This window comes from Limosilactobacillus pontis (assembly GCF_002940945.1).
Taxonomy (GTDB): domain Bacteria; phylum Bacillota; class Bacilli; order Lactobacillales; family Lactobacillaceae; genus Limosilactobacillus; species Limosilactobacillus pontis_A.
In genome coordinates, this window is the sequence record NZ_PNFV01000003.1 from 209,404 (window position 1) to 223,265 (window position 13,862).

Sequence of the window (13,862 nt, forward strand, 5' to 3'; positions counted from 1 at the left end):
TCATTTGAAATCGTCTTATTTTTCTGCAAGGTTCAATCGCTGCTGCCAGCGGTAGTTAACAATGATGGCAACCACCACAACCACAGCAAGGCCGGTCAGCAGGAGATAGTCCAGCCGCCCACCAATGAAGGTCCGCTGAGCTAGGCTACCGGTGCCACTCTGCTGAGTTAGGGCGATCACCGCGGCTAATAACCCCGTCCCCAGGGAACCGGCAAACTGCTGAACCATGTTAAAGATTGAATTAACATCGGAGCTGTTGCGCTGGTCAACCAGGACTGAGGCATTGGAGATTGTATTCCCAAAGGCGAAGTTGAATCCAGCCCGCAGGACAAGGAAGAAGAACATTAGCCACCAGGCATTTAGCTGGTGCTGGAAGACAGCAAAACAGGCCGTTCCCACCAAGAGGAGAATCCCTCCACAGGTCACCGGCTTAGCGAAGCCCTGTTCATCGGCTAATCGTCCGGCCAGCGGTGCCAGAAAGGCGCCAAGGACTGACCCGGGCAGCAAGACCAGACCAGCCACCGTAGCCGAGGTGTGAAGAACATACTGGGCGTACAGGGGAATAACCAGGGAGATCCCGATATTAATAAACTGGAGACTGAAGTAGGTCAAAGTCGATAGACGCAACGGCTTGACCTTGAAAACGGTCAGGTCGAATAGCTGAGACTGACCATGGTTGTTGACGTAGATAAAAAGACCAAAACAGACTACCGCCACCACCATCATGATCCAAAAGGCCAGGCCAAAGCCGCCCTTCCCGATCGTTGAACAGCCGTAAACAACGGCAAATAAGGCCAGCGCCAAGGCGATCAGACTCCCATAGCTGAAGGGACGGTCGTTGCCGAAGGGCCGATTACGAATGTAGAGCTGACCGATTACCAGACTGACCAGGGCCAGGGGCAACAATAGCCAGAAAATCATCCGCCAGGAAAGGGCCTCGGAGATAAATCCGCCATATGTTGGCCCCAAGGCGGGAGCAAAGGAGATCACCATCCCCGCGAACCCGGTTATCGCCCCCAGCTTCTCCCGGGGAATCTCTGTAAAAATCAGGTGAAAGAGGATCGGCGTTGCTAGCCCGGTGGCGACTGATTGAATCAGCCGGCCGACCAGCAGCATCGGGAAGTTGACCGCTGTAGCACTCATGACGTCACCAATAATGAAGGCCGTCACCGCCGCCAAATGCAAGCTCCGAGCCGTGAACTGTCGGAGCAAATAGGCTGTCGTCCCCATTGTAATCGTCACCATCAACAGGTAGCCGGTGGTGATCCACTGCACGACATCCAGTGAGACGTGAAACAGGTTGGCTAACTCTGGATAGGTTACGTTCATCGAAGTCTCGTTAAGAATCCCGATAAAGGTCATCAGGGCCAAGGCCCCCAGAGCAGGATAGATATGTTTTGGTTGTGTTTGCTGCACAGCAACTCCTCCTTCATGATTGCAAATTAAAACGGGGGCTCTGGTGATTTGCTCCACCACAGCACCCGTTTGCCATTGATCTAATTATTGAACGGCTCAATTATACCAAAGGTCAGTTCAAAATGCATACGGAATTTTAGGACTTTGCCAGCGTTTGCAGCCATTCTTGGGTCCCTGCATCCAGACTAGTATCAACCGTGAACGGAAATGGCGCTAACAGGGCCCGGACCTTGTCCCAGTCAATCACCCCACCCGCGTAGATGCTGGCAACCAGTAACTGGGATGTCTGCTTACGCATGGTTGCTGGAATATCGGGTTGCTTCAGGAAGGTAATTGCCGCCGCCTTTTCTGCCAGTAGCTTGGCCACCTGCTGGGTCAGCTCGGCTGTCGTCATCGTTGTGGTCACATAGCAACGTGTCGCCAGTGGGACCGCTGGCAGCTCCTTTTTCAAGAAGTCCTGTAACAGGGTCCACTGAGGTAACAGCTGCATGTAGAACTGCCAGGGAGCCCGATGGTTAATATCGGCCAAAAGGTCCGGTACCAGGGTCGCCAAATCGCCACTAGCCGCGACAAGCTGGTCGCTGACTTCGATCAAAAAGCGCTGAACCGTCTCCTGAGCAGCCCGCGGGACCCGTTTCTTGGCGGTCAAGCCAAAACGGACCAGGAGGAAGTCGGTCAGCTGATCGCCTGCGATCGTCTGTCCCTGCTGGTGGCGACGCACCTTGAAGTTATTAACCCGTTTGCGCCGGGCTGACTTGGCAAACTGTCCCTGTTTTGGCATAAAAATTACTCCCCTCGCCAATGATAAATAAAAGTTCCTAAGACATGATAGCACATCTCAGGAACTCAAGTTTTAATGATTCAATTGCTTCTTTCGGTTCCCCTCATCGTCACGGAAGGTTGACTTGAGCGGGTAGGTCAGGTGAATCGTCGCCGGAACAACCAGCGGAATAATGATCACCAGGATAATCAGCCCGCAGATAACGGTCATCGCCACCTCAATTAGGGTTGGGATCGCCGACGGAATCAGCGCTGCAAAGGTCCCGCTCAAGATGATTGCCGCGGAGATAACCACGGTACCGATCTCCTTGGCCGCCCGAACGATTCGCTCGGTTGGCAGGTACTTATTCTGGTCAATGTTGCGATAGCGCATAACCAGGAAGATGCTGTAGTCGACCCCAAGGGCCAGCAGCATGATAAAGCTGAAGAACGGTGTGTTCCAGGTCAAGAGTGGCCGTCCCAGGAAGACCCGGGTCAGCAGATGGGTAATCGACAGGGCTGCCATGTAGGCAGAAACCAAGGTCCCCAGGATGTAAACCGGCTGGAGCAGCGACCGGGTGATCAAGATCAATGCCAACCCGATTCCGATAACCATGATGGCAGCAGTCCGGATGAAATCACCACCCGCTACACGCTTTGTGTCCGTGATCTTTGAAGACTGGCCGCCCACGACCACGGTGCCGTGACGCAGGGCTGTCCCCTTCAGACTGTAGCGAACCAGGTCGGTGATCTGCGGAATCTCCCGTGTCGCCCGGGCCCCGCTCGGGTTGGAATCGAGGACGATCGTAATCTTAGCTATCTTTTTATCGGCGGACAGGTAGTTGTTGATGGACTGCTGGAACTCAGGATTACGTAACTGATTACTTGGAATGTAGAAGGTCTTGGCCGCAGTTGAATTCTGCAGACCAGTCAAGTAATCACCACCTTGACTGAGGCCGGCACTCATCTTATCGACCCCCTGCATCATCTGCATTCCACTCTGTTGTTGGGCAGCTAGTTGGGCCGGACTGGCGCCGGATTGGACCGCTTGAGCTGCTGCAGCGCTCTCCTGACTCTGCATTCCTTGAGATAGCTGACCAATACTAGACTGGGCGGTCCCAAGCTGGCCAGTAATCTGTTTCAACTGGTTATTAACGTAGAGTTCATCAACTTTGGAACCAGCCGGCTGGGTCACAGAGGCCACCGTCTTGACACCGGCACTCTTCTTCAACTGGTTGGTGACCCGGTCAATCAGCATCAGATCGCGCTCATTATCGAGCCGGTGGTTGGCCTTGATATAAACAGTCGTTGGTTCCGCCGTCCCCTTGGAGAAGTGGTCTTCCACAACCAGCAGTCCCTTTTTGGATGGCACGGTGTTGCTAATCTCATCAGCATCATCGTAATTCAGGTGATTGCGGTAGGACAACCCAATCGGGAGAATAATCGCGAAAACCACTATCAGGGTGATGATCGGATGCAGGACTGAATTCTGAGCCATTCGGTGCCAGGGTTTACTGGTTGACTCGCCGGTAAACTTCTTGTCTGGCCAGAACATCTTCTTGCCGAACGTGGCCATAAAGAACGGGTTTAGCGTCAGCAGCAAAATCAGCAAGACAGCCACCCCAACGGCCACCCCAACAGCGGACTGGTAGACCGAGAACTTGGCTAAAGCCAGCGAAGTGAACCCGATCAGAATTGAGGAGCCGGAGTAAAGAATCGTCCGACCGGCCTTGTGCAAAGCATCATTGGCCGCGGTCCACTTATCCATTCCCTGCCCAAGATTCTCCTTGAACTTGTTATACATCAGGATATTGTAGTCAGTCCCGATCCCAAAGAGAACGATCACCATGAAGACCTGGGTGAAGTTGGAAAATGGAAAATTAAAATGCTTAACCAGGTTCGTCACGATACTAAACGAGGTAATGAAGGCCACTCCGACATTTAGCAGAGAAATCAACGGAGTGAACGGTGAACGAAAGACTAGGAGCAAGACGACAAAGATGAAGATCACCGAGATAACCTCGGTCTTCTTAATCCCTTCCTGGACCGCCCCGGAGAAATCATCGTTTAGGATATCGGCCCCCGTGATGTAAGTCTTAACACCGTTAGTCTTGGCCGCGTGAGACAGCTGGTGGTTGATATAACGCAGGGTCCCGTGGTCCTTAGACACATTCAGCTGGGCAATCTCAGTGGTCTTATCTTTGGAGATCAGCTGCTTGCGGGTTGCCGCATTGTCGTTAGGACCGGTGATCGCCTTGATCCCGTACTTACTGCTGTGCTTGTCCAAATGATTAATCGTCTCCTGAACGTTGGCCTTATCCCGTGCGGACATTGCCTGGTTGCCATTGTTAAACACCGCCACCACCTGATAGGTGTTGTTCTGGTGGTGTCCCCAGTGCTTATTCTGCAAAGCACTGGCCACCTGACTCTGAGCACTCTTTGGCAGGTTGATTGCGGAGTGGTCGCGAGTCAGCTGGTTAACGTTTGGCAGGGCGACGATGGCCACCAGCGTGATCACGATCCAGGCAATCAACGCTAATACATGATTGTGAATCAGTCGCTTCAAAATAACAAATCCCTCTCTCTTATCATTTATCAGCCAATCCTGCCAAGATTGGCTAATTTTTGACAGTATGCTAAATATTGTAAGGCTTGCTACAAAATTCATTCAAGCACGCATCAGCACTTTTGTTGTATTAAGGGACATTCGACTGAAATTGCCTTTTAATGGTATAAAAAAAGACGATGGCCTGATGACCATCGTCTTTAACTCAGTTGGGCTAGCTGGATTCGAACCAGCGCATGACGGTACCAAAAACCGTTGCCTTACCGCTTGGCTATAGCCCAATAATAAATGGGGGAGAGTGGATTCGAACCACCGAACCCGAAGGAACGGTTTTACAGACCGTCGCGTTTAACCAGACTTCGCTACTCCCCCAAAAGGGTTTTGTTGATCAGTCACAAACATAACTAACCAACGTTTATTATAATACCGAATTCCATAAGTAAATGCAAGACCAATTTTAATATTTTTTTGCCAACTTCCCCACTCTACGAAAAAAGCCCGCCGGATCATGCCCGGCAGGCTTTATAAAATAAAGTAATCAAGTTTAATTGTACCGCTTAGTCAACGCCACCCATAAGGCCGTGGATCTTCTTGACGAAGAACATCAGGATGATACCGAAGACGATACTTACCAGCCCGATCGTCAGGAAGTATGGGACCTCCGTAGAAGATGAGTAGAACTTAACGATCTGAGCGTTAACCGCTTGGGCAGCGGCATCGGCCAGGAACCACATACTCATCATCTGAGACTTGAAAGCCTTTGGTGCAAGACGGGTCGTGACGGCCAGTCCAATTGGCGAGATCAGCATTTCACCAATTTCAACGATGAACCAGGAGCCAACCAGCCAGAACGGGGAAACCCGACCGGCGGTGGTACCGTGGATCAAGGCTGGCAGCGCCATGAAGGCGTATGACAGACCAGCAAAGACCAGCCCGGCAGCGAACTTGCCAGGGGCACTCGGCTGGTTCTTCCAGTGATCCCAAAGGGTAACGAATACCGGCGTCAGAATCATGATGAATAATGGGTTCAGTGTCTGGAAGTTAGCGGCCGCAAAGTGCCAGCTACCGATGTGCAGGATCGTCCGCTGTTCAGCGAAGAGGGCCAACACAACGGAACCAGATTCTTCAATGGCCCAGAAGATAACGGCGGCGATGAACAGCGGGATATAAGCGAGTACCCGAGAATGTTCTTCCTTCGTAACCTTCTTGGAATTCAGCATCATGATGAAGTAGTAGATCGGCAAAGCGATCGCAATAATCGTAATGATCGTGATGATGTTGGTGATGTTCAACTGCCCCATTGCAGCCAGCAGGCCAAGGATAACAGCCAAGACAACCACGCCAACCAGGGTCCAGATCATAACCGGACGAAGGCTTTCCTTGTCGATTGGGTCGTCCGGGTACAGGCTATCCTTAGATAGGTATTTCCGTCCGCCGACAACGTATTGGACCAGACCGAAGAACATCCCGATAGCGGCCAGAGAAAAGCCGGCGTGGAAGTTCATTTCGCCATGGAAGAGGTTTAATCCAAAGCCGTTGGCAGCCCACGGAACCGCCCATGGAGCAACCGCGGCCCCTAAGTTGATCCCGAAGACGAACATACTGAAACCGGAATCCCGCCGACGGTCATTCTCGGCGTAAAGACCACCGACCATTTCGGAAACGTTAGGCTTTAGCAGCCCGGTCCCGGCAACGATCAGGGCGATCGAAACGTAGAGGGCGCTGACGCCGAACGGCAACGACAGAGCGATGTGCCCGAACATGATCAGGACACCACCGATAAAGACGGTCCGTCGTGGGCCCCAAACCCGGTCAGATAGCCAACCACCGACAACCCCAGACAGGTAAACCAGTGAACCATAGATCGACATGATCGAAGCGGCGGTGGTTTCGCTCATTCCTAAACCGCCCTTAGTGACGGCATAGTACATGTAGAATAACAGAATTGCCCGCATTCCGTAGTAACTGAACCGTTCCCACATTTCAGTGAAGAACAAGGTTGAGAGACCACGCGGTTGCCCGAAGAACGCGGTATCAATATCTTTTTGTTTACTCATAAAGATTTGATTCCTCCATTGATAATTGCATGGTCAGATTAATCACTTTAGAATACTCATTCCAAATAATTAGAAAAATCTAACTTTCTTATGACAATGTAATTATTTTAGTCCTCCCTATCAGAATAGTCAATTACAAAATAAAGTTTTGATGAGAGAAAAGTGGGAAGATGTTTTATTTTGCTTAATAATTTTCAGCAGGGCCAGCAAAACAGGTTAATTTAATTAACTATCGTAAGTGTTCTGTTTAAAAAATAAAGGCCGTCTCCTTACGACAACCCCCTACTTTTCCCGACCAAACTTAATATAAGCCAGGATCACGGTCGCTACCAGGTAAGCAATTGATAGCACAAAGATAGCATTACCAATGTTGGCCCAGTAGTGACTATTAAAAAAGCCAAAAAAGAACATACTCAAGCCCAGACCAATCAGCCCTGGAGCAATAATTAGACCTGACTTTTTAAGTTTCTCTTCGCTCTTATTCGAATGTCCCGCCAGCAGGCGCAACCATTTGCCACGGGTGAATTGAACTCCGATCAGCATGAAAACAACACACAAGGTTAAGTACAAGATATCCATTTCCTAAATCCTCCACTCCATCAAAAAACGGCTGATGAGAAACTCACCAGCCGCTATATGAGCTCCGGCAGTCAGACTCGAACTGACGACAACCTGATTAACAGTCAGGTGCTCTACCAACTGAGCTATGCCGGAATAATCAATCAACGTTTAATATTATATCTTACTAGTAGGGAAATCGTCAAGCACTATTTTACCGCTACCCAACATATCATTTGACCGGTACGTTCAAAATCTCTTATAATATACTTGTAAAAAGTAAGCTATTAAGGAGGAGGCCTTTCTATGTCAAAAACGATTGTACTCTATTACTCTGCCACTGGCACCACGAAACAGGTTGCTCAGACACTTGCTAAACAGCTCGGCGCCGACCTTGCCGAGATTCATCCGGTCAAACCGTACACCAGCACAGACCTTAACTGGCACGATGAGTCAACCCGGGCAACCGTCGAACAGAAGCAGGAGCATGACGGTCGGGTCCCGATCAAGGATGACCTGCCAGACTTGACACCGTATGATAACGTGATCATCGGTCACCCGATCTGGTGGGGCATTCCGCCGCGCCTGATCGCGGCCACGATCGACAAGCTAGACCTTAATGGCAAGGTCCTGGCCACCTTTGGCACGTCCGGCAGCAGCGGCTACGACCGTGCCCAGGCCAACATTGCACGGACAGTCCAAGAGAATGACTACCAACTGGACCTCCAGTCGGGGGATGTCTTGAACTCCCCAGCTAAACTCAACGCATGGCTAGACTCGATATCACTCAAATAAGGATCATAGAGTGATATAATAAGTTTTATAAGCCCTTATCGGAGGGGGACTACCCCTCCATTTTTTTGCACCGTCATTATATCTTTGTAGTACAAATTAAATAAGGGAGGTAGTATTCTGTTTCTACAGGCTTGATTCCTAGGGAGTGATTGCGTATCTGGCTGATTATCTTACTACTTTTTCTCCTGCACACCCTGGTTAAGGGAACCTTCCACTACACACGGATTAAGCGGTGGAGAATCATCCTGATACCTGCTTACACTATTCTAATGGTCATAATCTCAGTTGACCGCCACCCCACCATCGACAAGATCCGTCTTCTGGTAATCCTGTTCATCATTGGCGAATTGATCGGTAAGTACCAGGCAAGCAAAGTTCAGGTCGTCAATACCCACAAGCGCCACCTGGGTCATCCCATTCTCATTGCCAAGCGGAACTGGCCCTACCTAATTGGTTGGATTTTGGTCTTCTCAGCCGACATTACCCTGCAGGTTTATTTTGGCTTTCATATGACCGTTGAGAGCCTTACCGACGAATTCTTCGAGTACATTATCAAGAACCTCAATCCTGTCCTGATGATCTTTTTCCACACGGACTGGTACATCTGGACCCTCACTGCCGCCTCTTATTTTGGCTACTATTACCATCTCGTGGCTCAGCACCCTGAGGTTCACAAGGTCCTGCATAAGCGGTAACACTTCCCTTGGTCTACGCTAGCGATGTACAAATAGGCCAAAGGTTGTCCATAATTCAATTGATCCTGCTGCAATAACGACAATATTCTGCACCAATAGGGTATGAAACCTTGGTGTCTAGCAGTAATAAGTATAATACTGAAAAAGAACTCCCTCATTTCTGAGAGAGTTCTTTTTCATTCAAAACGATATTAGTTTATGCTCGCTTTTTAACGCCAAACATCGTCATCATTGTAGTGGTCAGCAACGTCAGCCCCAGCATTGCCAAAATAGAGCTTTGATCATTGCCAGTCTGTGGAAGCTGACTTTGCTTTGCTTGTTGCGTGACTTTATAAGCTTTCCTAGTCATGAGACTAGTTTCGCTACCGACATTTGAAGTACTATTTTCGGCCGTACGGTGACCACTGCTACTACTAATAGTAGCATTCTGACTAACACTTACCCCTTGGCCAGCTACATTAGCAGCAACTTTCATCTGGGCCTTAACAGTAGTCTGAGATCCATCCGGGAAGGTTACCAGCACATCCTCGGCATAGTTGCCAGCGTGTTGGGCATCCGTCGTAACCTGAGTCTTATTAGCCCAAGCAGCCGTTGTCCCAGCGGGTAATTCAGCAGCTTGGCCATTGTTAACAACCAAGGATAGAGTACCGTCATTGTTCTTAGATACTGGCAGGGTCAAAGCATTAGCCAGCTTAGGAGCCGGTACTGGATCGCCAGCCGTAATATTAACTGGCTTAACAACAACCTGCTTACCATAACGCTGCGCATCAGTCGTCTTAGCATCGGCCAACTTAGTATTAGCTTTGTCCAGATCACGCTTAGCGTCCTTGACGGTTTGGGCAGTCTGGTCGGCCTTCTTTTGGGCAGCAATCAACTTATCTTGAGCGCGCTGAATTGCTTCAGTAAACGGCTGCAAAGCTAACTGTTCCCTTTGTAGTGCATCCTTGGCATCTATTAGTTCTTGACTAGCTTGATCAGCCTTTTGCTGGGCAGCAGCTAATTGCTGAGGAGCGTTTTGCAGGGCAACTAATTGGTTATTAAAATCGGCTAACTTATCCTGATCCTTCTTGACCGTTGCTTGCGCATCCTTTACTGCTTGAGCCTTGTTGTCAGCAACCTTCTGCAGATGAGCAAGGCTTTGCTTAACCTGGTTCAAGGATTGCTGAGCACTGGCTAATTCACTGTTAGCTTGATCAAGTGCTTGTTGAGCTGCCTTAACAGCGGCTTGCTTAGTAGCTTGGTCAGCATTAAAGTTGTCAACAGCCTTTTGAGCATTTTGCTGAGTCTTTTGATCTGCGGTTAATTGGCCCTTGGCCTGTTGCAGTGCCACTTGAGCGTCCTGGGTAGCCTGCTTAGCTTGAACCAGGTTCTCCTTCACTCGCTTTGCGTTGGCATTAGCATCGTCAATAGCCTTCTGGGCATCAGCAACAGATTGCTTTACTTGACTCAGGGCCTGCTCAGCTGAGCTGACCCGGTTCTTCCGTGAATCAAGACTAGCTTGTGCCTTGCTTAAGGCATTCTTAGCGTCACTAAGTTCCTGCTGTGCCTTTGCAACCGCCTGTTGCTTTGTCTTCAGGTTGGCACTCATGTTATTAACTGCTTGTTGAGCACTTTCCTGGGCGGCCTTGGACTGGTTCAGTGTGCTTTCAGCATTCGTCAGCTGGGCTGCAGCGCTGTTTAATGCAGTTTGAGCCTTGTTAAGTGAAGTTTGAGCATTTGCGACTGCCTCGTCATCAGCTTGCTTATCGGTTTGGGCATCCTTAAGTGCCTGTTGAGCATTGTCATTTGCACTCTTGGCATTGTCGACGGTCGTTTGCTTTACTGATTGATCCCGTTTAGCACTGTTCAATTCAGCAACAAGCTCGGCGTTAGAAGGAATGGCATATGGGTTGTCACCAAGGTGATTATCTGCGGTGGCATCTGTAAACTCGTAATGTGCATACCCATATTTATCGTATCCAAAGCCAAGAGTACTGTTAGGGGCGGAGGTGCTTGCACCATAGTTAGCAAAGTTCAAGCTGTGTCCCCAGCTGTGAGGGGCGTCTGCAAACATCATTTCCACAATGCCATAGTAGATGCTATGCTTCAACGCATCCATAGATTGAACAGAGCTAAACTGGTTCCGTACGTAGTTCCCAGATTCTGAGTCCCAGTGCCAGCTGGTTAAAGCACCATCAAGGTTTTCAGCAGTGTTGGTTTGATCCAAGTAAACATTGTGGTGCCCTTGACCATTAGTCATGTGTGATCCAAATGCGTCCCAGTTAGCATCGTTATAGCCTTCCTTAATAATCTTGTTACCCAAAGCAATTGATTCAGGAGTTACGGTAATCTTTGAAGTCCCCATCTGACTTCGAATCTGGTTAATCAGGTCAGCTGCATAAAGGGTCAATTCCTTCTGTTGCTCAGCAGGCATTGAGTTAACGCTTACCATAACATTTTTATCAGCATCGTTGCTCTTATACTGATTTAACTTTTGTGCTTCTGCGTTATAACCCTTAATTACTTTGCTTAGCCGATTTTGTTCTTCTTGGTTCCAGTCGGACTGTTCCCGATAATTCTCGTAAGCCTTTAGGGCTTGAGCATACCCAGCAGGGAGCGTAATCGTATTAACACTACTCAGTTGATCGTTCAGCCGTTGTGCCTTAGCCTTGGCATCGTTCAGAGCGCTGTTAGCATTGTTCAGAGCCGTTTGAGTCCGGTCAGCGGCAGCTTGCTTAGCACTAACTTCACTAGCAGACTGATGCTGAGCCTTTTCAGCAGCATCTAATGCGACTGATGCGTGTTGCTTGTTGGTTTCCGCCTGTGCCTTGTTGGCCTTAGCCTGCTCAACCTTCTGCTGATTGCGCTGTACAGCAATCGTAGCTTTGTCCAAGTTCTTTTTCAGTTGTGCGGCGTTAGTGCCCTTAAGAGCATCTTCAGCATTGTTGTAAGCAGTCTGCTTCTGGTTGACAGCGGCTTGCTTATCGTTGACATCTTGCTGAGCGTCAGCGACGTCATCGTTAGCCTGATCTAGGGCCTCTTGAGCCGCCTTTACGGAGTCGTTAGCCTGATTCAGCGCTTGCTTTTGAGCAACAGTAGCACCATTACCCAGCTGATCTGCTTGCTTTTGAGCCTGTACCTGGGCATCTTGGGCCTTGGTTAAATCACTGCTCTTCTGGGCAACCGTATCCTGATCGTGTTGAACTTTGGCATTGGCATCACTTAATGCTTGATCAACCTTGGAACTATCACCATTCAAAGCATCCTTAGCAGCACCCAGGCTTTTTTGGGCGGCATTAGTAGCAGCCTGCTTAGCGTCAGTAGCTTGTTGAGCCTTAGTTTGGGCATCACTAGCGCTCTTGACGTCAGCATTAGCTTGGTCAGCCGCCTTCTGAGCAGCACTTACGGCTTGCTGGTCATTCTTGATTTGATCTTCTTGATCGGTGACATTTTGCTGGGCCTTTTGGATATTCGCTGGAGTGGCACTTTTGGCAGCTTGTTGGGCCTCATTTAGGTTTCCTTGAGCAGCGCTGTTAACAGCAGAAGCATTATTAACAGTGGCTTGAGCCTGGTCAACCTTAGCTTGCTGCGGCTTGGCAGCGTTAACAGCACTAGTCAGTTCACCTTGTGCACTATCCAAGTCACTTTGGGCAGCACTGTTAGCAGTGTTGGCTGAGTCCAGGTTAGTCTGAGCGGACTGAACACCTTGTTCAGCATTCTTAATCGCTTGTTGGCGAACATCTTGAACCGTCTTAGCTTGGTCAGTGGTGTTCACCGTATCAGCGTGAGCATTATTCGTAACATCGACACCGGCAATGGTAGCAGCAGCAACAACGATAGTAGCAGCAACCTTCTTTTGTATATTTTTATCATTCATAAACTGATCCCCCATTTTTTCAAACACTCATCTCTCCAACTTACACAATTTAATTCTAGTTCTTAACTATTATTATATCAACAGTTCGATGGATTCATTTTCACATTATAAAGTGTTCTAACCGTTAAACATAAAGCTTAGGCTATTAATAAATTGTGTGTAAAGGAATGGGGAAATATTGATAGCTAATCTTGGAAGTGAAATCAGAAAGCGACGAATGCAACTTAACCTTACACAGGAAAGCCTTGCTGAACTAAGTAATATTTCCGTCAATTTCTTATCACAACTCGAACGTACCAATAATCAAAATATCAGTATTAAGAAACTGGATTCAATTGCAGTAGCACTTAACACGAGCACTCCAGAGTTAATTACAGCCGCTTATACTCTCACGAAAGATGACCAAAAAGACAGCAAATCTCAACTTTATTTTCTGAATAAACTAAATGCCGCTATCAAGAAACTGCCACGAAAAGAGGCCGAAGAGGTTAGCAAACATCTATTCTATGTAATTAACAATTTAACAAAGTAAAAGACTATCTATGTAATCCAAAAGAATTCATAGATAGTCTTACTTTATAGACCCTGCACACCGAAAAAGTTCCTAAAAGCCTATTACATCAGTATTCCGTAGCTTTTGAAAATTTCCAACATGCACACGCTAATCACACAGTGCATAGTGTGTGCATCACATTTATATATAAACAAAAATAATCCTTGATATTCCGACATAAAACGTTGATATATCAAGGATTATTAAACTTTGTAAGTTTTAATAATGCCAACTAGAGGAATCGAACCTCCGACCTTCTCTTTACGAGGGAGATGCTCTACCGACTGAGCTAAGTTGGCATAAAAGAAAAGATGTTAACCAAACCAGTCAACATCTCAACAACTCCGGCAGTCAGACTCGAACTGACGACAACCTGATTAACAGTCAGGTGCTCTACCAACTGAGCTATGCCGGAATAATGCGCGTGGCAACGTCCTATCCTCGCAGGGAGCGATCCCCCAACTACTTTCGGCGTGTTGAAGCTTAACTACTGTGTTCGGCATGGGAACAGGTGTATCCTTCAAGCCATCATCACCACACTACCCTCTTCGGGTGAGAGCTTGTGCTCTCAAAACTAAACAATATCCAATCTCACCAACAAACCTAA

At 48.5% G+C, this 13,862-nt stretch carries 9 protein-coding genes, 5 tRNA genes and 1 rRNA gene; 3 read left to right on the forward strand and 12 right to left on the reverse strand.

Annotation, left to right across the window (positions count from 1 at the left end; all coding sequences use genetic code 11):
- Positions 1-15: 15 nt before the first annotated feature.
- The 8 genes from CK797_RS03890 to CK797_RS03925 all read right to left on the reverse strand — a co-directional run bounded on the left by CK797_RS03890 (position 16) and on the right by CK797_RS03925 (position 7,512).
- Positions 16-1,362, reverse strand: a complete 1,347-nt coding sequence (locus CK797_RS03890; protein ID WP_104688507.1) for an MFS transporter — start codon at positions 1,360-1,362, stop codon at positions 16-18.
- Between the two features lie 190 nt (positions 1,363-1,552).
- Positions 1,553-2,197 (reverse strand): hypothetical protein, encoded by a 645-nt coding sequence (locus CK797_RS03895; protein WP_104688495.1) that lies wholly within the window; start codon positions 2,195-2,197, stop codon positions 1,553-1,555.
- A gap of 72 nt (positions 2,198-2,269) precedes the next feature.
- Positions 2,270-4,741, reverse strand: coding sequence for an MMPL family transporter (locus CK797_RS03900; protein WP_181049514.1), 2,472 nt, complete (start codon positions 4,739-4,741; stop codon positions 2,270-2,272).
- 209 nt (positions 4,742-4,950) lie between these two features.
- Positions 4,951-5,022 (reverse strand) — tRNA-Gln (locus tag CK797_RS03905).
- A gap of 8 nt (positions 5,023-5,030) precedes the next feature.
- Positions 5,031-5,113 (reverse strand) — tRNA-Tyr (locus tag CK797_RS03910).
- A 185-nt stretch (positions 5,114-5,298) separates the two neighbouring features.
- Positions 5,299-6,798: a peptide MFS transporter gene (locus CK797_RS03915; protein WP_104688497.1), complete on the reverse strand. Its 1,500-nt coding sequence runs from the start codon at positions 6,796-6,798 to the stop codon at positions 5,299-5,301.
- A 282-nt stretch (positions 6,799-7,080) separates the two neighbouring features.
- On the reverse strand, positions 7,081-7,377 hold the full coding sequence (locus tag CK797_RS03920) for a hypothetical protein (RefSeq protein WP_104688498.1): 297 nt from the start codon (positions 7,375-7,377) through the stop codon (positions 7,081-7,083).
- A 62-nt stretch (positions 7,378-7,439) separates the two neighbouring features.
- Positions 7,440-7,512, reverse strand: a tRNA-Asn gene (locus CK797_RS03925).
- A gap of 150 nt (positions 7,513-7,662) precedes the next feature.
- On the opposite strand from CK797_RS03925, the gene CK797_RS03930 reads away from it, so the two are divergent.
- Both CK797_RS03930 and CK797_RS03935 read left to right on the forward strand, forming a co-directional pair.
- The gene (locus CK797_RS03930) at positions 7,663-8,151 is read left to right on the forward strand and encodes a flavodoxin (protein WP_104688499.1); all 489 of its coding nucleotides are present in this window, start codon (positions 7,663-7,665) and stop codon (positions 8,149-8,151) included.
- 149 nt (positions 8,152-8,300) lie between these two features.
- On the forward strand, positions 8,301-8,846 hold the full coding sequence (locus CK797_RS03935; RefSeq protein ID WP_104688500.1) for a hypothetical protein: 546 nt from the start codon (positions 8,301-8,303) through the stop codon (positions 8,844-8,846).
- Positions 8,847-9,042: 196 nt separating this feature from the next.
- On the opposite strand, the gene CK797_RS03940 is transcribed toward CK797_RS03935, so the two are convergent.
- On the reverse strand, positions 9,043-12,702 hold the full coding sequence (locus CK797_RS03940) for an SEC10/PgrA surface exclusion domain-containing protein (protein WP_181049515.1): 3,660 nt from the start codon (positions 12,700-12,702) through the stop codon (positions 9,043-9,045).
- 178 nt (positions 12,703-12,880) lie between these two features.
- Here CK797_RS03940 and CK797_RS03945 point away from each other — a divergent pair, with 178 nt between their 5' ends.
- Entirely contained in the window at positions 12,881-13,234 is a 354-nt protein-coding gene (locus CK797_RS03945) for a helix-turn-helix domain-containing protein (protein ID WP_104688502.1), read from the forward strand.
- A gap of 247 nt (positions 13,235-13,481) precedes the next feature.
- Here the strand turns inward: CK797_RS03945 and CK797_RS03950 are convergent.
- The 3 genes from CK797_RS03950 to rrf form a co-directional block, all read right to left on the reverse strand.
- A tRNA-Thr gene (locus CK797_RS03950) sits at positions 13,482-13,554 on the reverse strand.
- A gap of 43 nt (positions 13,555-13,597) precedes the next feature.
- Positions 13,598-13,670: transfer RNA gene (locus CK797_RS03955), tRNA-Asn, on the reverse strand.
- Positions 13,671-13,677: 7 nt separating this feature from the next.
- Positions 13,678-13,794: ribosomal RNA gene (gene rrf / locus CK797_RS03960) — 5S ribosomal RNA — on the reverse strand.
- Between the last annotated feature and the right edge of the window lie 68 nt (positions 13,795-13,862).

What these genes read in the sequence shown, in the direction of transcription:
- CK797_RS03890 (WP_104688507.1), bottom strand. Translation starts at nt 1,362, where the DNA reads ATGACCTTTATCGGGATTCTTAACGAGACTTCGATGAACGTAACCTAT.
- CK797_RS03940 (WP_181049515.1), bottom strand. Translation starts at nt 12,702, where the DNA reads ATGAATGATAAAAATATACAAAAGAAGGTTGCTGCTACTATCGTTGTT.
- CK797_RS03930 (WP_104688499.1), top strand. Translation starts at nt 7,663, where the DNA reads ATGTCAAAAACGATTGTACTCTATTACTCTGCCACTGGCACCACGAAA.
- CK797_RS03920 (WP_104688498.1), bottom strand. Translation starts at nt 7,377, where the DNA reads ATGGATATCTTGTACTTAACCTTGTGTGTTGTTTTCATGCTGATCGGA.
- CK797_RS03895 (WP_104688495.1), bottom strand. Translation starts at nt 2,197, where the DNA reads ATGCCAAAACAGGGACAGTTTGCCAAGTCAGCCCGGCGCAAACGGGTT.
- CK797_RS03915 (WP_104688497.1), bottom strand. Translation starts at nt 6,798, where the DNA reads ATGAGTAAACAAAAAGATATTGATACCGCGTTCTTCGGGCAACCGCGT.